The organism is Nguyenibacter sp. L1, assembly GCF_035199985.1.
In the GTDB taxonomy this organism is placed as follows: Bacteria; Pseudomonadota; Alphaproteobacteria; order Acetobacterales; family Acetobacteraceae; genus Gluconacetobacter; species Gluconacetobacter vanlangensis.
In genome coordinates, this window is record NZ_CP127015.1 from 2,041,424 (window position 1) to 2,065,373 (window position 23,950).

The following is a 23,950-nucleotide window of genomic DNA, read 5'->3' on the forward strand; positions in this document are numbered from 1 at the left end:
CCGGAAAACTGCAGTTCAAAGACAGGAGCAAATTGACGCATTTTGACATCATCTTTCAATATCGAAACGACATTGCCAGCACGGGCGCGCAATCGCCTCGCGCCCGGCTTGCAAAAGGATCCGAACGGCGGAGTCGACATGCATCAGGTTTCGTCCAGTCGCGCGAATATCCAAGACCGTATCCGGGTCGCCACGCGCCGGCCCCGATCCACGTTCCTGCTGACAAGCGCGCTGGGCGGCGCCACGTTCATCGCCTCGTTGCCGGCAACGCAGACGCACGCCGCAGAGGCGAACACCGACGCCGAGCAGGTGATCGTCACCGGCACGCGCGATCCGCATCAGACGGCACGAAAGAGCGTCAGCCCGGTCGTCGTCATTTCCGCGCGGCAGTTGTCGCAGACCGGACAGGCGGACGTGCGTGACGCGCTGATCCAGATGATCCCGTCGATGACGCGCTCGAACATGAATATCGGCAATTCCAACATGACCGACGCCATCCAGCTTCGGGGACTGACGCCGAACCAGACGCTGGTGCTGGTGAACGGCAGGCGCCGTCATACCACATCGGTGATGACCGATTACACCGGGCCCCAACAGGGTTCCATTCCCGTCGACATCGACATGATTCCCGTGTCGGCGATCGACCATGTCGAGGTCCTGCAGGACGGGGCCGCGGCCCAGTACGGGTCCGATGCGATCGCCGGCGTGGTCAATATCATCCTGAAACAATCCAGCCACGCCCTGACCGCCCAGGCCATCAATGGCGGCTATTATTATGGCGACGGCTTCACGTCAGGCGAATCCGCCAACTGGGGCACCGACCTGAGGGGACGCGGCTTCTTCGACCTGAGCGCCGAATACAAATACATGGACCATACGGATCGCGGCGGCCCCGACAACCGCACTGGCCTTTATGACAACCATATCCTGGGCAACCCCCGCCAGCAGCGCGAGACCATTTCCTATAACATGGGATATGACGTCACGGAAAATATCCAACTGTATTCCTTCGCCAGTTACGGCCATGTGAACGGAGAATCTTATCAGAACTTCCGTACCAGTGCGATCCTGCCCGAAATCTATCCCAATGGATTTTCGCCGCAGATTACGCTGGCACAGAACGATTACTCATTCACCGGCGGCTTCAAGGGCCATCATCTGGGTTGGGATTGGGATATCAGCACCACCTATGGGGGCAACGTGGGGGATGTCGGCATGTTCGATACCGTCAACCCGGATTTGTACCAGGCCACCGGCGCCACCCTCACCAGTTTCTATCCCATGATGACATTCAACGACACGGAATGGACGACCGATGCGGGAATCCGGCGCGGCTTCCACCTGCCCGTCCTGGCGAGCCCGCTGAACTTCGCCCTCGGCGCCCAGTATCGTTACGACACCTATCAGGTCGGCGCCGGCGAACCCGCGTCCTATTACGGCGGCGGCCCGGCCGCGGACGACGGGCTGTCGCCGATGTCGGCGTCGAACAGCCACCGCGACGTCACGGCCGGGTATCTCGACCTGTCGACGCAGCTGATCAGGAACCTGCAGCTCGACCTGGCCGGACGGATCGAGCATTATACCGATGTCGGCAACACCGAGACAGGCAAGGCCGCCCTGCGGTACGACATCACACCCGTGATCGGCCTGCGCGGCACGATCAGCAACGGCTTCCGCGCGCCGTCGTTGGCCGAGGAGCATTATTCCAATCTTGGCGTTTCGCCGACGGGCGCATCCGGCATCCTGCCCGTGAATTCCCGGTCGGCGATCCTGTTGGGGTCGCGCCCGCTGCAGCCCGAACGCTCGATGAACTATTCGGTCGGGGTGATGCTGAACCCGGCGCCGCGCCTGCATATCGCGATCGACGCCTATCAGATCGAGATGCGCCATCGCATCACCCTGGGCGGGGTGTACAACGGCGAACAGGCCATCGACGCCCTGCAGGCCGGCGGTTTCGGCCTGCCGAGCGGGCTGATTCCCGCGGACGTCACGGCGCAGTATTTCGCCAATACTTCCAACACCCGCACCCGTGGCGCGGACATCACCGCGACGTACCAGACGCCGCTCGGCCGCTATGGCACGATCAACTGGGACGTCGCAGTGAACGTCAACGAGACGCAGATCACCCATATCGAGGACGACCAGAACGGCAACCCGCTGCTGAATGCTCTCTACCAGGGATTCATGACCAGCTATACGCCGCGCAACAAGGAGATTTTCGGAGGCACCTGGAGCAACGGCAAATGGTCCATCGCGCTGCATGAGATCCGCTACGGGCATGTCGTGTCGCAGCAGCAATACGTGACGGGGCCGTACGCCTATTCCAATTCGGTCTATCTGCCTTTCTACCAGCCGCCGCGCGCCGCGACGAACATCCTGATCGGCTATCAGGTGACGCCATCCTGGCGGGTTGCGCTGGGGGCGAACAATCTTTTCAATGCACGGCAGCGGACCGTGCCGTACGACACGAACTATCTCGGCACGCAGAAATTCAATTTCGATGTCCAGCAAATCGGGTTCAACGGCGGGTATTACTACTTCCAGGTCAACTACAACATGCCTTGACGCGTCCGGGAGGGAGGACAGGCCATGTCGGACGTCGTCGTCATCGGCTGTGGAATATCGGGCGCCGCGACCGCCTATGAACTGGCGAAGGCCGGGCGTTCGGTCACGATCGTCGAACGCTATCACCCGGCGGCGATGGCCAGCGGCTGGACCCTGGCCGGCGTGCGCCAGTCCGGGCGCGACCCGCGCGAACTGCCGCTGGCCATCGCCGCGGTCAGGCTCTGGGAACAACTGGACCGCGAACTGGATGCGCCGACCGGCTACACGCAGAAGGGCAATCTGCGCATCGGCGTCGCCGACGCCGATATCCCCCGCCTGCGCGACATCGTGGCGCAGGGCACCGCGCAGGGACTGAACTTGTCCTTCCTGCCCGACAGCGCCGCGATCCGCGCCGTCGCGCCGGCCATTTCGCCCCATGTCGCCGCCGCCAGCTATTGTCCGACCGACGGCCACGCCGACCCGGACCTGACGGTGAACGCCTATCTGCGCGCTGCCGGGCGCCTGGGCGTGCGGACGCGCTTCGGCGCCTGTGTACAGGCGATCGAAACCCGCGGAGGCCGGGTCAGCGGCGTGCGCACCGATAAAGGCGTCCTGCCCGCAGACGTCGTCGTGCTGGCCAGCGGCGTGTTCGGCAACGAACTTCTGGTGCCGTTCGGGCTATCCGTCCCGTTGGCCGTCAAATGCGTCACCGTCGTCAGGACGCGACCCGCCGCCCCCTTGCTGGCGCAGGTCATCTCGGTCGCCGATGCCAGCAATGCGGAGGCCGCATGTGCCGGGCGGCAGCAGAATGACGGGGCGTTCCGCTTCACCAGCGGCATCGAGGAATGGACCGAGCAGCTTGTCGAACGCGCTGGCCGGCCCGTCATCGCGCCAAAGGCCGCTGCGCTTGCCGCGACGATCGGGAGTTTCGGAGCGGTCGTCCCGGCCAGCCTGGACCTGGGCGTCGAGAGTTTCTGGTGTGGGCTGATCGACCAGACCCCTGACGCCCTGCCCGTCCTGGACAGGGTCGATCACGTCGCGGGCCTGTTCCTGGCGCGCGGTTTCTCGGGCCACGGATTCTGCCTGGGGCCGATAACGGGAAGGGTCATGGCCGCGCTGGTGAACGGCGAGACACCCCCACTGTCCATCGCGGCCTTCGCCCTGTCGCGCTTCGACGAGGCGGAGCAGGTTCGGTTCGATCCCGTTACCCTTCACGGCTAGGCGGTCATGGCGAGGTTCCTTCTCCAGAAACTGGGCGTCAACTGCATCCTGCTGGTCCTGGTCTCGATGGTGGGGTTCATCCTGGTGCATGCGACGCCCGGCGGCCCGCTGGCGCAATTCGCCCTCTCGCCCGGCATGACGAGTGCACGGCTGGCCGAAATCGCGCATGACATGGGGCTCGACTCCCCGCTGTGGCAGCAATATCTGCACTGGTCCGCCCGGCTTGCGGCCGGCGACTGGGGCCGGTCCTATCGCGACCAGGCCCCGGTCCTGACCGTGATCTGGCTCCATCTGGGCGCAACGGCGCAACTGGCGCTCGCCTCTCTCATCCTGTCCTTTCCGCTGGGCGTGGCGCTGGGGATCATCGCCGCGCTGCAGGCGGGCAGACGGGCGGAACACCTGGCGTCCCTGTTGTCGGTCGTCCTGCTCTCGCTGCCAACCTTCTGGCTGGGGCTGGTCTTCATCTACGTCTTTTCCGTGCGCCTCGGCTGGTTTCCGGCCGGGAACCTGACCACGCCGGGTCATGGCGCAGTCACGGACCATATCCGGCACCTGGCCCTTCCGTCCCTGACGCTGGGACTGGTCTCCATCCCGCTGTGGAGCAACTATACCCGGGCCTTCGCCGGCGAGATCTGGCGGCAGGACCATATCCGGACGGCGCGCGCGCTGGGGATCCCGACATGGCGGATCGTAGTACTGCACCTGCTGCCCGAAGCCCTGCTGCCGCTTGTTCCGGTGGCCGGCATCTATCTTCCGACATTGCTCAGCGGCGCGCTGGTGACGGAAACGGTCTTCACATGGCCGGGCATCGGGCGGCTGCTGCTCGACAGCCTGCAATATCGCGACTACCCGATGGTCATGGGACTGCTGGTGTTCAGCGCGGCCCTCGTGCTGCTGTGCAGCCTCGCCGCCGAAATCCTACACCATCTCTGCGATCCGAGGCTGCGGGGATGAGCGACATCACGGTTTCACACGGTGTGTGGCGACGGAGGATGGCCGGGCGGGGCGGAGTCATCGCGCTGCTTTATGTCGGGTCGATCATATTCGCCTGCTTCTGCGGCCCCTTCCTGCTGCCGTTCGGCCCGACGTCGATCGACCTCCATCACCGATTCCTGCCACCGCTCGCGCACGGGCATGTCCTTGGCACCGACGAAATCGGACGCGACCTGCTGGCGCGGGTGCTGCGCGGCGGGCGCGTGTCGTTGGTCGTGGGCGTCGTCTCCACAGTGTTCAGTTCCCTGATCGGCACAGTGGTCGGCATCGTGGCGGGCTACAGGCCGGGCGGAACGCGATTCCTCATCACCACGATCATCGACACCGTGCTGTGCTTTCCCGTTATCTTCCTGCTGCTGACGCTGGCGGCGATCCTGCATCCCGGCCTCGTCACCATTGTGGGCATCGTGACGCTGGTCAGTTGGATGGAGGTCGCGCGCGTGGCGCAGGCGCAGACCGTCCTGATCCGCCAGATGGACTATGTCACCGCCGTCATGGCCATGGGCGCCCCGGACCGGCAGATCCTCTTCCGCGAAATTCTGCCGAATGTCGCGCCCGCCATCATCGTGAACGCCACGCTGAACATCGCGCGCGCGATCCTGCTGGAATCCTATGTCAGCTATCTGGGCTATGGGATCCAGCCGCCGGGGGCGAGCTGGGGCAACCTGCTGAACAACGCGCAGGAATATCTGGAATCCGATCCGTGGCTGGCGGTCATTCCCGGATTCGTCATCGCCTTGACCGTCATGATGTTCAACATCCTGGGCGCCGCGTTGCGCGATGCGATCGCGCCGGGGCGGCGGGCATGACCGTGCTGGGGGATGACGGCCCAATCCTGCGCGTTCGCAAGCTGGGCGTCAGCTTCGGACAGATCAGCCTGGTCGACGGCCTGAATTTCGACGTTGGGCGCGGGGAGATCGTGGCCCTGGTCGGCGAAAGCGGCTCGGGCAAGAGCGTGTCGTCGCTGGCTATCCTCGGCCTCCTGCCCGGGGCGGATATTTCAGGATCCGCCGTCCTGCGCGCCCCCGGACCGGCAGGGAACCGGGAAGACGACATCGAACTGCTGGGCCGACCCGAGCGCCTGCTGCGCCCGCTGCGCGGCAAGCGGATTTCCATGATCTTCCAGGACCCGATGAGCAGCCTGAACCCGATCCGCACCGTCGGGGCCCAGTTGCGCGAAGTCCTGGCTCTGCATGCCGGCCTACGCGGCCCAGCGGCGGAATGGCGCGCGATCGACCTTCTGGCGCAGGTCGGGATCGTCGATCCCCGGGGATGCATGCGCCTGATCCCGCAACGGCTTTCGGGCGGCATGCGCCAGCGCGTGGTCATCGCGCTGGCCATCGCCGGCGGTCCCGACCTGCTGTTCGCGGACGAGCCGACGACCGCCCTGGACGTCACCATCCAGGCGCAGGTGCTGCGCCTGCTGCTGGACCTGCGGGCCGAAATGGGCATGGCCATGGTGTTCATCACCCACAACCTCGCTGTCGCATCGGCGATCGCCGACCGCGTCATCGTCCTCTATGCGGGGCAGATCGTGGAGGATGCACCCGCCGCCGCTTTCTTCGCGGCACCCCGGATGCCCTATAACCGAGGCCTGCTGGCCGCGGCGCCGGGGCTGGACCGCATCGCGTCCGGCACGCGACGGCTGGGAACGCTGCCGGGCCAGGTACCGCCACCGGACGCGCGCGGCGCGGGATGCCGTTTCGCGCCGCGCTGCGTCTGGATGACACCCGACCCGTGCGCGCGCCGGATGCCCGCATTGGAGCCAGTCTCGCCTCCCGGCCCCGCGGATCCGCGCCATCTGGCCCGCTGCGCCCGGCTAGGGGAGATCGGGGAATGACGAATTCCATGCCCTCCGGCTCGGCCCCCCTGCTGTCGCTGCGGGGACTGTCCAAGACCTACCTGCGCCGTGATGGGTTACTGACGCGGCCGCGCGCAATCACTGCCGCGCGCGACGTCACGCTGGATATCGCGCGCGGCGAAGTGCTGGGCATCGTGGGGGAGTCCGGCTCGGGCAAATCGACGGTCGGGCGTATGGCGATGCGTCTGCTGGAGCCGACGGCGGGTGCGGTCCATCTGGACGGTGCGGACATCACGCATCTGTCCGAACAGGCGCTGCGGCCATTTCGGCACAAGATGCAGATGATTTTTCAGGACCCATCGGCCGCGCTGAACCCGCGGCAGAGCATTCGCCAGATCCTGACGACGCCTCTGCGCCTGCACGGGGTCACCGGGGCTGCCGCCACGGAGGAGATGCTGGAAACGCTGGCCCTGATCGGGCTGGGTTCGGATGTCCTGGACCGCGCGCCGTCGACCTTTTCCGGCGGCCAGCGACAGCGTCTGAGCATCGCGCGGGCGTTGCTGATGAAACCGGAACTGATCGTGGCCGACGAAGCGGTGTCGGCGCTGGACGTCTGTGTGCAGGCGCAGATCGTCAACCTGTTCCGCTATCTGCGCGACCGGTTCAACCTGTCCATCCTGTTCATCGGCCACGACCTGGCGGTGGTGGGCGTGATTTCTGACCGGATCGCCGTCATGTATCGCGGCGCGCTGGTGGAAGTGGCCCCGGCCGAACAGCTTTTCCGTCGTCCGCGCCATCCCTACACGGCGCGCCTGCTCTCGGCCGAGCCCCGGCGAGGCGTCCTGTCAGCTCCCGCCCTGCCCGCCGCGCGGGCCCGGCATCATGCGCCGGATGGATGCGTCTTCTATGCCCAATGCCCACATGCGGCCGACGCGTGCCGGACACGGCAGCCCGCGCTGGCCCCTGTCGCGCCCGGCCATCATGCCGCATGCATTCGGGCGGATCTCGATCTTGAAGGCATTCTGCCTCACAGCAATTGAAAGGTTCCCGCCCCATGGGTCCCCAGGTCAAAATCGTGCAGACGGACGACATCCTTCCCGAACGCGCGGACGTGGTCGTTGTCGGTGGCGGGATCGTCGGCGCCAGCACCGCCTATGAACTTGCCCGGCGCAAGATTTCGGTGGTCCTGTGCGAAAAGGGAAGCATCGCAGGCGAACAATCCAGCCGCAACTGGGGCTGGGTCCGCCGCAACGGACGCGACCCGCGCGAGATTCCGCTGATGGTCGAAAGCTTCCGGATCTGGAACGAATTCCGCAGCCGGGGGATCGACACGGGCTTCACCGTGTGCGGCGTCCTCTCGCTGGCCGGCACGGATGCCGATCGCACCCGCCACGAACGATTCATCGAGGATGCCCGCCCCTACCAACTCGGCAGCCGCATCGTCACCAGCGCCGAAATCCACGAGATCCTGCCCGGCTACGCGGGTGCCGCGCGCTCGGGGCTCTATAATCCGACCGATGCGCGCGCCGAACCCCAGCGCGCCGCACCGATGATCGCGCTCGCCGCCCGCGAACTCGGCGCAACCGTGCTGCAGAATTGCGCCGTGCGCGGCATCGATCGCGAAGGTGGGCGCGTCAGCGGCGTCATGACGGAAAAAGGCTATGTCCGTACGTCGCAGGTCGTCGTGGCCGGCGGCGCATGGTCGCGCCTGCTCTGCGGCACGCTGGGCGTGACACTGCCGCAGCTCAAGGTCCTGTCGTCCGTCTGCCGGACCGCGCCGATTGCAACCCTGCCGGACACGTCGGCCTATCTCGGTTCGGTCGCCTATCGCCGGCGCGACGACGGAGGCTACAATATCGCCCCCAGCACCGGGCTGAGCGTCCCGATCGTGCCCGACCTCTTCCGTTTCGCCCGGCACTACCTTCCGGCGTTCCGGGCCGAGCGCAAGGCGGTGTTTCCACGGTTCGACAACAGGTTCCTGATCGAACTGGCGACGCCGCGCACCTGGCCCGCCGACCTGCCGACAGTTTTCGAGAAAACGCGTATCCTCGATCCCCGGCCGAACGTACGGCTGGCCCGCGCGGCGGTCGCGCACCTCGAAACACTCTTCCCCCAGGTCGGGCCAATTCATGTGCTGCAGCACTGGGGGGGACTGATAGACGTCATGCCCGACGCCGTTCCCGTGATCGACGGCGATGTCGGGGTTCCGGGGCTAACGATCTCGACCGGTTATTCCGGCCACGGTTTCGGGATCGGGCCAGGGGCCGGGCGGCTGACGGCCGACCTGGCGACCGGGGCGGACCCCGTCGTCGACCCGATGCCGTTTCGGCTTTCGCGCTTTTATGATGGCACGCCCGTCCGGATCGTGGGCGGGTTCTAGGGCCGTGATAATCGCTCCGCACACCGGCCGCATCATCCCCTGGACACGGCGGCGGCTGCTGCGTCACGGCGGCGCGCTCGCAGCGGCCGCGCTTGCCGCAGCCCCCTCTTTCGCGACCGCGCGCGGCGCCGGCCGGACGCGACCGATCATCGTGGGCCTGTCGCAGGAGCCGACGGTCTTCCACCCCCTTCTGCCGCATATCGAGGTCGATGACGGGCTGCTGATGAATCTTTTCAGCGCGCTATGGTTCATCGACGAAATGGGGACGCTCCAACCCGACCTGGCCGTCACAGTGCCTTCGGTGTCCAACGGCGGCATTTCCCTGGACGGGCGAGACTGGCGCGTCACGTTGCGCCCCGACGCGACGTGGCATGACGGCCAACCGGTCACCATCGCCGATATCCTCTTCACCCTGAACTGCCTGCGCGATCCGGCCTTTCCTGCATTCAGCCGCACCGGCGTGGAGCTGATCGACGATATCCGGCAGACCGGCCCGCGCGAGCTGACATGGCGGATGCATGCACCTTACGCCCCACTGCCCGCCGTACTGGCCAGCGTCATGATCGTTCCCGCACATCGTCTGGCACATGACGGGGACCGACAGGCCTTTTCGACGAATCCCGTCGGGTCCGGACCTTTCATGTGGGGCGGACGCATCCCCTCCGAGGAAATCCGGCTGGCCGCGAATCCGCACTGGCATCTGGGCATGCCCGGGGTCGACAGGGTCATCATCCGTTACATTCCCGATATCACGGTCATGTTCACGCAATTCGAAACCGGGGAAATCGATTTTCTCGGCATGCAGGGGATTCCGCCGGACCGCTATGCGCAGGCGCGCGCCCTGGCCGGGCGCCGTCCGATCCGCGCGCCGCAGCCCTTCATCGAAGGCATGGCGTTCAATCTCGGCCGGCCGCAGTTCCAGGACCCGACCGTGCGGACGGCGATCTACGAGGCGATCGACAAGGATACCATTCTGGAGACCATCTGCGAGAATGTCGAGCAGACCACGGAATCCTTTCTGCCGCGCGAATCCACCTATTTCGATGCCACGCTGCCGCGCCATCGCTTCGATCCGCAGGCGGCGCGCGCGCGGCTGGACCGCGCCGGCTGGCGACCCGGGCCGGACGGTGTACGCCGTCGCGACGGCATCCGCCTGGAATTCACGAACGCGACGACGGCTGGCAACCCCATCCGCACCCAGATCCAGGAGGTGATCCAAGAATCGCTTCTGGATATCGGCGTCGTCATGAGGATCGAGAACCGGCCCGCCGCCGTCATGTGGGGCGCATACTGGACCCGGTCACAGTTCGACAGCGCACTGGTATCGGTCGATTACATGACCGGATCGGACCCTGACGCATCGCCCTATTTCCAGTCCGATCGATCCCCCGGCCCGCGGCGGCACGGGGCAAAACGTCTTCCAATATGCCAATCCGGAGGTCGATGCGCTGTTTTCGCGCGCCAACACCAGCTTCGATCACGCAACGCGCGTCGCCGCGTTCTCGCGCATCCAGCAGTTCATCCGGCGGGACCTTCCGCTGCTCCCCTTCTATCAGGTGATGAACATCGAAGGCCTTGTCGATGGGCTGGAAAATTACCGCAGCAACGTCAACGTGCGTTCTAATCTGTGGAATCTCGCACACTGGCGCTGGACGTCGTGAACGCGGGCCGGAACGTCAGGCTGCTGCTTCGGTCGATACTGCCACGAACACTCCCCCGTTTGGGTAAAAATCTTGCTGAATTTTTAGATTGTGGGGCTCGCCGATGCCGGCAACCCGTAGGAAAATTGGGCGAGCTTCGATCCGGATTCGATCGTACGGGAGTAACGTGGGGAGAAATTGGTCGCCCCCACGAGCACCCGCTCTATTCGCGCCACGAACCGCCCAGCACCTCGATGAGCGACACAGTGGCCGACAGGCGCTGCTGACGAATCTGCAATCCGCTTTCCTCCGCGCTCAGGGCAGAGGTCTGCGCGTTGATGACGGTCGTATAGTCCACGGCACCCATTCGATATTCGTTGAGCGCAAACCGCATGCCTTGCCGTGCGCTCGCGATCGTCGCGTCCTGTATGCCTCCCTTCCGTTCCAGGATTCGCAGACTCGATAGATTATCATCGACGCCCTGGAATGCCTCCAGCACCTTCTGGCGATATGCCGCAACACTCTGCTCGTAATTGGCCCGTGCGCTCCGCACTTTGGCGGAGCGCGCGCCGCCATTGAAAAGCACCTCGCTGCCCTGCGCCGTCATCAGCCAAAGCTTGTTTCCAGCCTGGAACAGTGCCCTCGACCCGCTATATCCCCCGAGCGCGCCCAGATTCACATCCGGGTAGTACGCCGCGATGGCCGCACCGATCATCGCGTTCTGTTCGACCACGTTCTGCTCGGCTTCCACGACGTCGGGACGCCGCTCCAGCAGGCGGGACGGGAGTTCCACCGGCACCGTCGGAACCGCCCCGAGCAACGAACCCGACGTAATCGTCAGCGCTTCCGGCGGGACGCCCACCAAGACGGCGATCGCATGTTCTTGCGTTGCCCGGTCGATACCGACGCCGACAAGCTGCGCCTGCGCGTTTTGCATTTGCGTCTGGGCGGAAATGACGTCCACTTCGCTGACCGCCCCCAGATTGTGACGCTGTCGGGTCATATCCAGCGCACGGGCATATGCGGCGACCGTCGCTTGCAGAAGAGACGTCATCGAATCATCGTAGCGCAGCACGAAATAATCGTTGGCCAGATCGACCTGATTTTGCAGGCGTAACCACGCAAGTTGCTCGGCCGACGCGCGCGCCGCCGCTCGGTCGCTTTCCACTTGCCGCCGGATTTCCCCCCACAGATCCAGATGCCAGTTGATCGTCCCGCTGAACGCGGGGCGCGTGCGAGTCTGGCCGTCCGTGCCGAACTGGTCGTTCAGGTGATATCGGCTGATGCGCGGATCGAGGGCAATCGTTGGCAGCAAACCTGCCCGCGTTTCGTCCACGGTCGCCTCTGCCGCGTCATGCGCGGCCAGTGCCGCCTTCAGGTTCTGGTTGTTGACCGCGACCCGTTCCTCCAGTGCGGAGAGTTGCGGATCGCGGAAGACAAGCCACCATGCACCTTTCTCGGCGCCGTCATTCGGTCGCGCCGGACCCCAATTGACCCCGGCCGCACTGGCTTCCTTGAAAGCCGCAGGCACGTCGATGCTCGGCCGACGGTAGTTGGGACCGACCATACACCCGCAGAGCGCGACAGGCGCCAGAACCCATGCAGATAGGCGGCGAAGCGCTTCATACATGGGACGTCCCCTTGCGACGCTCCTCGAATTGCCGGATGACAACAAAAAATGCCGGCACCAGGACGACGGCGAGGCAGGTCGAGGAGATCATTCCCGACAGGGTGGTGATCCCGATCGATTTCCGCGCGTTCGCGCCCGCGCCGCTCGCCGTCACCAGCGGAACGACGCCCAGCGCGAAAGCGATCGACGTCATCAGAATCGGGCGGAATCGGATTCGCGCCGCCTCCACTGCCGCGTCCACGATATTGCGGCCGCTCTCGCGCAGTTCGCGTGCCATCTCCACGATCAGAATCGCGTTCTTGGCCGAGAGCGCAACCAGCAGGATCAGCCCGATTTGCGTGTAAAGGTTATTGTCGATCCCCAAGGCGGCGATCACCGTCGCCGGTCCGGTCAGCGCGAGCGGAACCGCTGCGATCACAGCAAGCGGCATGAACCAGCTTTCATATTGCGCTGCCAGGACGAGATAGACCATCAGCATCGCCAGCCCGAAGACGAGATAGACCTGACCGCCGACCGCCTTCTCCTGATACGACATCGCGGTCCAGTCGTAGCCCGTACCCGGCGGCAATTCCTGCGCGCCCGCCTGCTCCATCACCGTCAGCGCGTCGCCCGAACTGAATCCCTTACCGGGCGTCCCGATCAGGGTCGCGCTCGGATAGAGGTTATACAGGGTTACGAGTGACGGTCCGGTCAACGGGGTGACCCGCACCAAAGATCCCAACGGAACCATTCCGCCGTTGGCATTGCGGACACGCAACAGACCGAGATGCGCCGCATCGACCCGGTACGCATCCTGCGCCTGGACATAGACCTGGAACACATGATTGAACCGATCGAACTGGCCAGCATATCCGGAGCCCACGGCATAGGACAGTTCCTGGAACACGTCCTGCACGGACACGCCCAGGGTCGCGGCCTTCGTTCGATCGACCGAGACGGCGAATTGCGGCGCATCGGCATGATAGGTGCTGAAAATCCGTGAAATCGCGCTTTGCGATCCGCCCGCGCGAACCATATCGGCAGTCACTGCCTGCAAATGCGACCAATCCAATGTCCCGTCCCGCAGTTCGAGCTGCATGGTGAAGCCGCCGGCATTGCCGATCCCCTGGATCGCGGGCGGCGGCACGACACGGATAGACGCTTCGCGGATCGGCGCCACAGCATTCGACAGCGCGTGATACATGCCGATCAGGCCAGCGCCGGAGCCGCGCTGGCTCCAATCCTTGAGCACGACATAGACGGTCCCGGCATTCGATATCGAGGCGCTATTATCCAGCACCGACATGCCGGAGATCGTTACCACATTCTCCACGCCGGGAACTTTCTGAACGACGTTCGATATGCGCCGCAATGTCGCCCCGACTCGCGCCAGGGACGCGCCGCTGGGCAATTGCGCGCTGATTACGAAATAGCCCTGGTCTTCCAGCGGCAGGAAACCTGTTGGAAGGCGTGACAATCCGCCGATTGCCAGAACGATGATCCCGAGCGCGACCAGCATCGAGATGCCCGACCGGCCGACCACAGAGCGGATCAGGCGGACATACCGCGCCTCTGCCGTCGCGTAGAATCGATTGAACGCACGATAGAAACCGTTGCGGCGCGCATCGCGCGGCACAGGCCGCATCCAGGCCGCACATTGCGTCGGCTTGAGCGTGAGTGCGTTGATCGCGCTGATCAGCGCGGTGGCGGCGATCACCAGTGCGAATTGCGCATACATTCGTCCCGTCAGGCCCGACAGGAACCCCGCGGGGATGAAGACTGACATCAGGACCAGCGTGATGCCGATGATCGGGCCGACCAGTACGCCCATGGCCTCGGTGGCGGCTGCCCGGCCGGGCAGGCCCCGCTCCAGTTGCTGCGCGACCCCCTCCACAATCACGATCGCATCGTCGACCACGATGCCAATCGCCAGTACAATGGCCAGCAAGGTGGAGATATTGACCCCGAACCCCATTGCCGCCATCGCAGCGAACGCGCCGATGATCGTCACGGGCACGGTGGTCGCCGGTACCATCATCGCTCGCCAGTCCTGAAGGAATACCAAGATGACGATCAGCACCAGGATCGCCGCCTCGATCAGCGTTTTATAGACTTCCTGGATCGAAGCGCTGACGAATGTCGTCGTATCGAACGGAATCTCCGAAGCGACGCCGGGGGGGAAATCTCCCGCCTATCGGTTTTTTGAGACACCAGATAAGCGCGTGAGGAATGCGCGAGGGTGTCAGAATGACGAACGAGTTGAAGAACGACGCGAAACGACCGGGGCATGGCGGACGCATGTCACGCCGCCGCAAGAAGGAGGCCGTGCTTCGTCTGCTGCGCGGTGAGGACATGGAGATGGTCTCGCGCGAACTGGGCGTGACGGCCGCAACCCTGAGCGGATGGCAGAGCGCCTTCCTTTCCGGGGGCGAGGCCAGTCTTGCGACACGTCAGACTGACGGTGAAACGCTGGAGAGCGATCGCCTCAAGGCAAAGCTCGGCGAGGTCATGATCGAGCGTGAACTGCTGCGTGAAAAGATCGCGGCCATGGAGGCTGGCCGCCCTTTGGCCCGTCGGAGGCTGCGGCCATGAGTGCGGCGGTCTCCCCCTCTTCCGGTCGCCCCTATGGACTGGCGGCGGTCTGCCGGGTCTGGAACATCAGCCGGGCGACACTCTACCGCCGCCGGACGCCCATGGAGGTGAGACCAGCCTTGCGGCGGCGCGGCCCGACAGGCCCCATGCCGGACGCCGAACTGGTCGGGCGCATCCGTGCGATCATCACGGCCAGCCCGTTTCATGGCGAAGGGCACCGCAAGGTCTGGGCAAGACTGCGGGTCGCGGGCGTACGCACGTCCCGTCGCCGGACGCTGCGCCTGATGCGTGAAAACGATCTGCTCGCCCCCTCGCGGACCGGCGCGCCGAAGGGACCGCGCAACCATGACGGCACCATCATCCCGGATGCCCTCGACATCATGTGGGGCACCGACATGACGTCGACATGGACGCAGGAAGGACAGGCCGCCGTCTTCATTGCCATCGATCATCACAGCGGCGAATGCGCCGGCATTCATGCCGCCCGGCGCGGCACCCGCTTCGAGGCCCTGGAGCCCATACGCCAGGGCGTGCGCCGCTGTTTTGGCGCATTCGCCGAAAAAGTAGCAACTGGACTTTCCCTGCGCCACGATCACGGCAGCCAGTATATGTCCGATGATTTCCAGAACGAAATTCGCTTCCTGGGCATCGAAAGCTCGCCGGCATTCGTCCGCGCCCCCGAGGGCAATGGCTGCGCCGAACGCTTCATCCGGACACTCAAGGAGAACCTGCTCTGGGTCCGGAACTTCGAGAACGTCGAGGATCTCCGACAGGCCCTGCTGGAATTCCGCGATCTATACAATGAAACATGGCTCCTTGAACGGCACGGGTTCATGTCACCGAACGCCGTGCGCGCCAAAGCTCTTTCCACCGCGGCTCTCGCCGCTTAGGCTCCAACCAGATGTCTCAAAAACCGAGGCCGGTACAGAAATTCCGTGACAGGCCAGCCATTTCCCGTCGCACCGCGCGGAACGTCTGAAGGCCGTTTGCCTCCGGCGTCTGATAGATCCCAATTCCGATGGCGGGTCGGCCGTTCAGTCGGAAATCCTGCGCATAGGATTTCGCGCCCATCTCCACACGCGCCACATCGTGCAGCCGTACAATCTGACCACCGGTACCCGCTCCCGTCTTGATGATCAGATTGCCGAATTCGACCGGGTCGGCGAGGCGTCCTGGAACATCGAGCGTGTATTGGAACGGCTGAGCACGTCCCGGTGGACTTCCGAATTGGCCCGACGGCACGACCTGGCTCTGCTGTTCGATCGCGTTCAGCACATCCGATGCCTCAAGGCCGTGCGCCTGCAAGAGATCCGGATCGAACCAAATCCGCATGGCATATTGGCTTGCACCCAGCACGTTGATATTGCCGACGCCGGGAATGCGTGACAGAGCGTCGATGACATGGATGGTGGCGTAATTGCTCAAATACAGACTGTCGCGACTGTTGTCTGGTGACGTCAGCGCGACGAACCCGAGCACGCTGGTCGATCGTTTCTGCACGGTCACGCCCTGTACCTGCACACTCTGCGGCAGCGATGCCATCGCGCTCGAAACACGATTCTGAACCAGGATCTGCGCCTTGTCGGGATCGGTGCCGATTCGGAACGTAACCGTAAGCGTATAGGCTCCGCTATCGGTGCTGGTACTCTGCATATAGAGCATGTCCTGTACGCCATTGACCTGCTGCTCGATCGGCAAAGCCACGGTGCGTGCAATCGTGGTCGCGCTGGCGCCGGGATAGTTCGTCGTGACCTGGACAGTGGGTGGAACGACATCCGGATATTGCGAAATCGGCATGGCGGATAAGCCGACGATGCCCAACAGGATCGTCACCACCGCGATCACATTGGCGAATACCGGCCGTTCTATGAAAAATTTCGATATCATTGCGTCACCTGCACCTCGTGCGGCACCGCGACTTCACCCGTGCGGATCGATTCCACGCCATTCACGATGACCCGATCCTCGGCGGCCACCCCATGTTCGATTGCCTGTAGCCGCCCGACCAGCGGCCCGAGCGTCACGGGCCGCAGCGCGACCTTGTTTTCGGCCGTAAGCACGAATACCGTCCTGCCGCCCTGGTCGTTTCCGATACACTCGGCGGGGACCAGAAGAGCGTTGTGCCGGATGCCGGTCATGACGCGGATACGTACAAAATTACCCGGGCGCAGCGTGAGATCGCCGTTATCCAGCACACCGCGCAGTGCCAGCGTTCCTGTCGCCGGATCCACGGTCGGCGCGATATAGTCGACCCGTCCGTCATGTGGGTAATCGCTCTCGTCCGGCCCCTCGACCTGCAACTCCCATTTCTCGCCGGGACGGGCTAAAAGTCGCGCGCCATCCTGCTCCGAAACGTTGAAGTTCACCCAGATCGGATCGAGCGCCGAAATCTGCGCCAGCTCGGTCGCCTGGCCACTGCCGACCAATTGCCCGACGCTGACCAGATGCGCGCTTACGAAGCCATCGAACGGCGCAGTGACATGGGTATAGCCATAGGTAATGTCAGCCTGCTGCAACGCGGCCTGTGCCTGCAATACCGAAGCGTCGGCGCTATCGCGGTCCGCGCGTGTCTGCTGTGCCTGCTGCACGGAGCCCGAATCGAATCGCGCCAAAGCCTGGTAGCGATCGAATTGCTTTACGCCGAACGCCGCTCTCGCCAGGGCCGACGCCAAATTGGCGCGCGATTGCTGCGCCTGGGCAGCATAAGGGGCGGGCTCGATCAGAAATAGCAGATCGCCTTTGTGGACGAACGCACCATCGCGATAATCGATCGCCTGCAAGAACCCCTGCACGCGCGCAACCAGGTTGACGCTCCGCGTCGCTGTCATCTGGCCAGTCGCATACAGGTAGGTGGTCACGTCCTGCTTTAGCGGGCGTGCAACGTCGACTTCGGGTGGTGGCGGCTTATGGTAGGTGTTCCGCGCTTTGCATCCCGCGAGTACCGGCAGCATCAAGACCAGGCCCATCAGCAACCTGCTGCGCGCGGGCCAAAATGACGTGTCTTCTTCGCGTCGTTTGATCACCATCATGTTTCTCGATTCACGGCAAAGAGAGGACAGCAAGTACGGCGTGACGCCGCGCCGGCGCCACCGCCAGGACGAGCAAAGTAACGACGGGTATCGCCGACCAGGCGGCGTTGCTCCGTATGCTCGGCCCGATCACACAACCGAAAGAGATGCGGGTTGCGGCAAGAACGAAGAGATAGAATACTCAGGCCACCTGGCTATATGTAAAGCGCATATAAGTCTCACCACGTCTAACACCAAACAGGCTGGCATCTTTTACGGTCGATATCGTCTCTTCTATTCTCTGTCATTTATTTTCATTTTCCGATCGCCCTGATCCTCTCGACAATCGGCCGTGCATCCCGCCGGCATGATGCCAAAAATCATCGAATCCATATTTCGGTATGAACTCGCCGATCGATAACCTGCATTACCAGCAACAGACATCTGCTTCCCTCTCGATGTCGCGGACGAATTGACCGCCCCTCGGGTTGGACCGTTGGCCACGTTTATAGCTGGCTGCTTCCTCGGGTTTATGTCAGGATTTTGACATGCCTGTCACAGTGGCAACGTCGGAAAAATCTTCAGATAATATAATGGCTACGATGCTCCGCAACCGCGATGACCCGTCGTAGGTCGCGGACGTTGAAGCCGCAATCAGGATAATTACGTGACATCGAGTCAACACCGAGAAGATTCAGATATTAGCAAATACGCCAACATCGCTTGTTGGTAATCACACGGATCAGCCCTCGGCGAAGTCTGCATTTCGCTGTATACTATGACGATTTTTCTTTTCCGAGTTTTGGCCAGAAACTGACCGAATACCGGCGAGACCAATGACTGTTCCGAGAATAAGTAGGACGACCGTCAAAGCAATCGCCGTATGCATTCCCCTCATGAAAAAAACTTCTTCTTGTGAACGAACGAAATATCCGAAGATAGCTACTCCAATCATACCGCCCACCTGCCGCGCGGAATTCAAAAGCCCGGAGGCGATACCGGCCTGGGCATGGGGAACGGACGTCAAGGTCGCGTTGGTGATCGTGGGAATGGTCAGCGCAATGCCGCTACCCGCCAGCAACATGGGAACAGCGAGCGACCAATAGGAACCCGTTGCCGAGACGGGCAGCAGGAGGCCATAGCCGAGCGCCGATATGCTCATGCCAATCGCGGTCAGACGACGTGGGCCAACGCGACCGACGATCCGGCCGGCAATAACATTCATGATCACCAGCGTGGCCATCATCGGCAAAAAAGCCAATCCGGTCGTCTGCGGTGAATAGTGCCGGATCGCCTGAAAATAGAGACTTAGAATGAAGACACCGCCATAGAATGCGAGATTGGCGATCAAACCGATCGCCGTGGCGCTTCGGAGCGTCCTGTCCCGAAACAGATGCAGAGGCAGCATCGCAGATGGATTGCCAGCTTCCAGCCAGAGAAACAGCACTCCGACCAGAATGGCCGTGGCAAGACCCGCAACGATAACCGGATCGGTCCAGCCACGGCCGCTCACCTCCGTCAGCGCCATTGTCAGACCTGAGAGCGCAAGAGCCGCCGTAATCTGGCCGGCGAGATCAAGTCCACGATTGGGATGTTTCGGAGAGGCCGGTGCGTAGCGCACAGTCAGCCAAAGGCCGAGCATACCGATCGGAAGATTGACGAGAAAGATGGCGCGCCAGCCGGCAACAGTGATCAGAAACCCACCCACGACCGGCCCTGCGGCGAGCGCGATTCCACCGCCAGCGCCCCACCATCCCACCGCCCGATTGCGTTCTTCCGGGTCGTGAAAGACCTGACGCAGCAAGGAGAGCGAATTCGGAACCAAAAGTGCGGCCCCGATTCCTTGCAAGAATCTGGCTAAAATCAGTGCCCGTAAGTCAGAAGCGAGACCGCATCCAAGCGATGCGAGTGTAAACAGCGAAAACCCAGCCATAAAGATACGCCGGGCACCGACCCGATCCCCGAGCGCCCCGGCAGTCAGCAAAAGCGCTGCGAATGCCAGCGTATAGGCGTTGACGACCCATTGCAGACCGCTCATGTCGGCCCGAAAAACGGCATGCAACGCTTCCAGCGCCACATTGACGACGCTGACGTCCATCAGAACGACCACAAAGCCAAGGCATGACGCTACCTGCACAAGCTTGGACTGCCCAATCGATACGCGAAACATGAAGACCCATTCCCTGCCCAGTTTGTGAACAGCATCAGGGATCGACAGTCAGTGCGTAAATTCCATATAATTCCCATCCAAACTGGGAAAAACGCACAGATGTTCGATTGGGAAGACCTTCGCCATTTTCTTGCCGTCGCCCAGGCGGGAACATTGTCCGGTGCGGCGCGCCGTTTGAAGGTCGACCACGCAACGGTCAGTCGCCGACTGACGGCGCTCGAAACGGCACTGCAGATGAGACTCATCGACCGTCTGCCGCGATCGTGCCGATTGACGCTGATGGGAGAACAGATCTTCCGTCTTGCGTCACAAATGGAGGCCAGCGCCTTCGCGATAGAGAGAGCCGTTCATGCCGCGCAGTCGCCTTTCATCGGCAAGGTCACAGTCAGCGCACCACCGGTACTCGCGACCAACGTCTTCGCCAAGCAGGTCCTCACATTCCACAGGCAACATCCCGACATCCAGCTATCTATTTCGAGTCAGGCTCAACAGGTTTCGTTAAGCCGACGCGAGGCCGATATCGCGGTGCGTCTGTCGCGCCCTATGGAGGCCAGTAGCGTTACACGTAGGCTTGGTGTCATGACGTTCGCACTCTACGCGAGCCGCGACTATGCTTACCGCCACCAACCTGCGACATGGGAATTCATTGCCTATGACGCGCAATATGCCGACATGCCGCATCAGCATTGGCTTCTGGCGGTGGCTGGGTCACGTCCTATCGTCTGCGAAGTCAGCGACATCACCAGTCAACACGTCGCAGCACGCACAGGTATTGGCGTTGCCGGCTTGCCTTGCTTCCTCGGCGATACCGACCCTACCTTGGAACGCCTACCTTTCGACGGCGATGCATTTTCAAGGGAAATCTGGCTCGTCGTCCACGCAGATCTGAAACATTCGACATCGATCCGCACCGTGACAGATTTTATCGTCGATTCCGTTTCAAAGTCTGATCTTGGGTCGAACCTTTTGTAGAAGAAGCCACGTCCGGTTCGTGCCCTTCCCGGCCCTGTTGCGCCACACCCCACGCGGCTGTCTGCTACGCGGGATTTCTCTCCCGACTGCTTCCTATATGCTTTTGGTTGGGGTGCCATGAACGCAAAAGGCCGCCCATGGGGCGGCCTTTGGCTTTTAGTATCGGGATTTCATGGTTGCGGGGGCACGCAAGCACCGATTCCCACATTCACTTCGATGTGCAATATAATTTCGTTATTTCAATTAGATAGATCAACACTAGCTGTCTCCCCATAATCCAGCCTGCGGCGAAGGCCGCTTGACTACTGGGGCGTAGGGTCAACAGGGGGCTCGAATATGCTGTTGCCGGGCTTGACCTCTGAGCTAACCAGGTGACGGCACGGTCGGAGGGACAGGCCCCTGATAGGCTCGACGATGACGCCCCGACACGACCGGCGCCCCACACGCCCTTTGTCTTCACGCGATCAGAAGAGGAGTTGATCGACCGCATTGGGTAAGAGCTGAGCAATAGCCGGATACGGCGTGCCGAACCACCGGAAAGCGTGGTGACCGAGCCACGCGAGACGCCGCCACTCGGCTTGGCCCAAGCGCTTCAGCCGCACGTTCCACTGCAATCAGCACGGCCCCTCGCCTGGGGCAGATCGGGCGCAGCGGATCGCCCGCTCTCAAACGCCAGAATATATAAAATACTGATATAGTTATATTTTTCTTGGATGAACTTATCAACAACATACCCCCCAAGAAAACGGTATAGCCTCAAACAAATCATAATTTTCTACGAAGGAGCAAAGAGCCGAGGACCTGCATGAATGCAGGATGATGGAGGATCAGTTGACGTTCGCAATGCCGCGCCGGAACCTAGCTTTCAAGATTTTCGACTATAATGCGGCATAATATCCGACGTGGTGCCGCCCTTCTTGTGGCCGCCACGCTTTGCATAGCCTTGATAAATGGCTGCCAGAAATCGGTTGGAAAAACAGTACCTCTCGGCGAGGTATTGTTTTTCAGAAATCTGATCTCCATACCTTTTATGGTTATGGTCGCCTCTCAAGGCGCTTGTAGGCTGAAGACGAACAGGTTTTGGGCTCATGTACGGCGGTCGATGATCGGGCTCTCGAGCATGTTTCTTGTTATCCTTGCAATCCAGAAACTACCGCTCGCAGAGCAACAGATTTTATCTTACACCCAGCCCCTCTTTATTGCACTTTTGTCAGTTCCATTCCTCGGGGAGACTCTATCCCTCAGAAAACGGCTCATGATCGGCGTGGGATTTCTAGGCGTTCTCATAGCCGCATCGGGCCGGGCGGGATCGTTGCATCCAGTCGCGCCCGCGCCATGGTGGGCGTACGCAGCCGCGATTGTCCAGGGGGCCATGGGCGCGCTGATCACGTTGCAGATCAGGGATCTTTCCAAGACCGAGCACAGCGCAACCATTACGTTCTGGCAGTCTATTCTTATGACCGCATTTACCGCCCTGACCTTACCTTTCTTTTGGGTAACGCCCAGTTTGCATGAAAGTGTGGTTTTATTGATAATCGGCCTGCTCGGAGGAATGCAGCAAATTCTGCAGACTGAGGCGTTCGCGTCGGCCCAGGTTTCGTCTATCGGAGGGTTTCTATACTGCGGCCTCATCTGGAGCGCGGTGGTGGGTTGGGTCTTCTTCGGCGAACTTCCGACAAGAGGCCTCATTGCCGGGGGTGTTCTGATCGTTGCCGCAGGGGTATGGATGCTTCGGGGAGAGCGGCCTCCCCAAAGAGGATATTCTCCGATGGCAGTGCGGCGTTAATCGCCCCAAGTATGAAGCATTGCGGCTGCGCTTTGTACCATGTACTTCCCCGTGATGATACACATTCGGTCACAACAAAAGCGACCCATGCTTCGCAGGGATTGCCGTAACTTGATCAGGCGAGCGAGGGTGGCATGGTACGGGCTTGTCATGGGTTTCCACCCGGACGAACTACTGGATCAATATCACAGAGAGGATGTACTCTCGCGCTTGCCGACGATGACCTGTGTCTTCATCCCCAATTCCGCCAGCAATCTGCGGTCGCGATGTTCGGCGGGATTGGGGGTGGTCAGCAGCTTCTCACCGTAGAAGATCGAGTTCGCGCCGGCCATGAAGCACAGGGCATGTGCCTCGTCGGACATAGTCTCGCGGCCCGCCGCAAGCCGCACATGGCTTGCGGGCATCGTGATGCGGGCGGCAGCGATGATGCGGACGAAGGCGATGGGATCAACCGCCTCGGCTTCGGCAAGCGGCGTTCCCGCCACCCGGACGAGCAGATTGATCGGCACGCTCTCCGGATGCTTCGGCAGGTTCGCCAGCGTCGCGATCAGGCCGGCGCGGTCGCTTTCATCCTCGCCCATACCGACGATGCCGCCGCAGCAGACATTGATGCCCGCGTCGCGCACATTGGCGAGCGTGTCCAGCCGTTCCTGGTAGGTGCGGGTGGTGATGATCTCGCCGTAATATTCGGGCGAAGTGTCGAGGTTGTGATTGTAGTAGTCGAGGCCGGCCGCGCGCAGGCGCTCGCTCTGGCGCGAATCCAGCATCCCCAGCGTCACGCATGTCTCCATGCCGAGGCCCTTGACGCCCTCGATCATGGCGCAGACCGTCTCCAGGTCATGATCCTTCGGAGACCGCCACGCGGCCCCCATGCAGAAGCGGCTCGCACCCGCGTTCTTCGCCGTCTGCGCTTCCTTCAGCACCGTCTCGACGGCCATCAGGCGGGTCGCCTTCACCCCTTGTTCATGCTTCGCGCTCTGCGGGCAATACGCGCAGTCTTCCGGACATCCGCCGGTCTTGATCGACAGCAACGTGGAGATCTGCATCTCCGTCGGGTCGAAAAAGGCGCGGTGCGTACTCTGCGCCCGGAACATCAGCTCGGGAAAGGGCAGCGCGATGAGCGCGGCAACTTCGTCGCGGGTCCAGTCGTGGCGGAAGGAGACAAAGGAAGACTTCGGCGATGTCGAGACGATGTGATGCTGCATGAGAATTCCTAGCGGTACTTCCGTGGCAC

The 23,950-nt window shown here is 62.4% G+C and carries 15 protein-coding genes and 2 pseudogenes; 11 read left to right on the forward strand and 6 right to left on the reverse strand.

Annotation, left to right across the window (positions count from 1 at the left end; translation table 11 throughout):
* Positions 1-138: 138 nt before the first annotated feature.
* The 8 genes from QN315_RS09230 (at position 139) to QN315_RS09265 (ending at position 10,563) form a co-directional block, all read left to right on the forward strand.
* Positions 139-2,565 carry a TonB-dependent receptor gene (locus QN315_RS09230; RefSeq protein ID WP_323993182.1) on the forward strand — a complete coding sequence of 809 codons (2,427 nt, stop codon included), beginning with the start codon at positions 139-141 and terminating at the stop codon, positions 2,563-2,565.
* A gap of 24 nt (positions 2,566-2,589) precedes the next feature.
* The gene (locus QN315_RS09235; protein ID WP_323993184.1) at positions 2,590-3,765 is read left to right on the forward strand and encodes an FAD-binding oxidoreductase; all 1,176 of its coding nucleotides are present in this window, start codon (positions 2,590-2,592) and stop codon (positions 3,763-3,765) included.
* A gap of 6 nt (positions 3,766-3,771) precedes the next feature.
* Positions 3,772-4,719: an ABC transporter permease gene (locus QN315_RS09240; protein ID WP_323993186.1), complete on the forward strand. Its 948-nt coding sequence runs from the start codon at positions 3,772-3,774 to the stop codon at positions 4,717-4,719.
* Positions 4,716-5,567, forward strand: a complete 852-nt coding sequence (locus QN315_RS09245) for an ABC transporter permease (RefSeq protein WP_323993188.1) — start codon at positions 4,716-4,718, stop codon at positions 5,565-5,567. Before QN315_RS09240 ends, QN315_RS09245 begins: the two co-directional genes overlap by 4 nt.
* The gene (locus QN315_RS09250; protein ID WP_323993190.1) at positions 5,564-6,598 is read left to right on the forward strand and encodes an ABC transporter ATP-binding protein; all 1,035 of its coding nucleotides are present in this window, start codon (positions 5,564-5,566) and stop codon (positions 6,596-6,598) included. The genes QN315_RS09245 and QN315_RS09250 overlap by 4 nt, the downstream gene beginning before the upstream one ends.
* Positions 6,595-7,599 (forward strand): oligopeptide/dipeptide ABC transporter ATP-binding protein, encoded by a 1,005-nt coding sequence (locus tag QN315_RS09255; protein ID WP_323993192.1) that lies wholly within the window; start codon positions 6,595-6,597, stop codon positions 7,597-7,599. Before QN315_RS09250 ends, QN315_RS09255 begins: the two co-directional genes overlap by 4 nt.
* 14 nt (positions 7,600-7,613) lie before the next feature.
* Positions 7,614-8,939 carry an FAD-binding oxidoreductase gene (locus QN315_RS09260; protein ID WP_323993194.1) on the forward strand — a complete coding sequence of 442 codons (1,326 nt, stop codon included), beginning with the start codon at positions 7,614-7,616 and terminating at the stop codon, positions 8,937-8,939.
* 259 nt (positions 8,940-9,198) lie between these two features.
* Positions 9,199-10,563 carry a peptide ABC transporter substrate-binding protein gene (locus tag QN315_RS09265; protein WP_323993341.1) on the forward strand — a complete coding sequence of 455 codons (1,365 nt, stop codon included), beginning with the start codon at positions 9,199-9,201 and terminating at the stop codon, positions 10,561-10,563.
* Positions 10,564-10,802: 239 nt separating this feature from the next.
* On the opposite strand, the gene QN315_RS09270 is transcribed toward QN315_RS09265, so the two are convergent.
* Positions 10,803-12,209 carry an efflux transporter outer membrane subunit gene (locus QN315_RS09270; RefSeq protein WP_323993195.1) on the reverse strand — a complete coding sequence of 469 codons (1,407 nt, stop codon included), beginning with the start codon at positions 12,207-12,209 and terminating at the stop codon, positions 10,803-10,805.
* A pseudogene (locus QN315_RS09275) lies at positions 12,202-14,358 on the reverse strand (efflux RND transporter permease subunit); the annotation flags it as partial. The pseudogene QN315_RS09275 and the gene QN315_RS09270, both read right to left, overlap by 8 nt.
* A gap of 77 nt (positions 14,359-14,435) precedes the next feature.
* Here QN315_RS09275 and QN315_RS09280 point away from each other — a divergent pair.
* Positions 14,436-15,670, forward strand: a pseudogene (locus QN315_RS09280) (IS3 family transposase).
* A gap of 16 nt (positions 15,671-15,686) precedes the next feature.
* Here the strand turns inward: QN315_RS09280 and QN315_RS09285 are convergent.
* From QN315_RS09285 to QN315_RS09295, 3 genes are all read right to left on the reverse strand, one after another.
* Entirely contained in the window at positions 15,687-16,667 is a 981-nt protein-coding gene (locus QN315_RS09285) for an efflux RND transporter permease subunit (RefSeq protein ID WP_323993197.1), read from the reverse strand.
* A complete protein-coding gene (locus tag QN315_RS09290; protein WP_323993199.1) occupies positions 16,664-17,809 on the reverse strand; it encodes an efflux RND transporter periplasmic adaptor subunit in 1,146 nt (381 codons plus the stop codon). Before QN315_RS09290 ends, QN315_RS09285 begins: the two co-directional genes overlap by 4 nt.
* A gap of 721 nt (positions 17,810-18,530) precedes the next feature.
* Entirely contained in the window at positions 18,531-19,958 is a 1,428-nt protein-coding gene (locus QN315_RS09295) for an MFS transporter (RefSeq protein WP_323993200.1), read from the reverse strand.
* A gap of 99 nt (positions 19,959-20,057) precedes the next feature.
* Between QN315_RS09295 and QN315_RS09300 the strand changes: the two genes are divergently transcribed.
* Both QN315_RS09300 and QN315_RS09305 read left to right on the forward strand, forming a co-directional pair.
* Positions 20,058-20,930, forward strand: coding sequence for a LysR family transcriptional regulator (locus QN315_RS09300; protein ID WP_323993201.1), 873 nt, complete (start codon positions 20,058-20,060; stop codon positions 20,928-20,930).
* 883 nt (positions 20,931-21,813) lie between these two features.
* On the forward strand, positions 21,814-22,716 hold the full coding sequence (locus QN315_RS09305) for a DMT family transporter (protein WP_323993202.1): 903 nt from the start codon (positions 21,814-21,816) through the stop codon (positions 22,714-22,716).
* 185 nt (positions 22,717-22,901) lie between these two features.
* Here the strand turns inward: QN315_RS09305 and bioB are convergent, their stop codons facing one another.
* The gene (bioB, locus tag QN315_RS09310; protein ID WP_323993203.1) at positions 22,902-23,921 is read right to left on the reverse strand and encodes a biotin synthase BioB; all 1,020 of its coding nucleotides are present in this window, start codon (positions 23,919-23,921) and stop codon (positions 22,902-22,904) included.
* Positions 23,922-23,950: the final 29 nt, after the last annotated feature.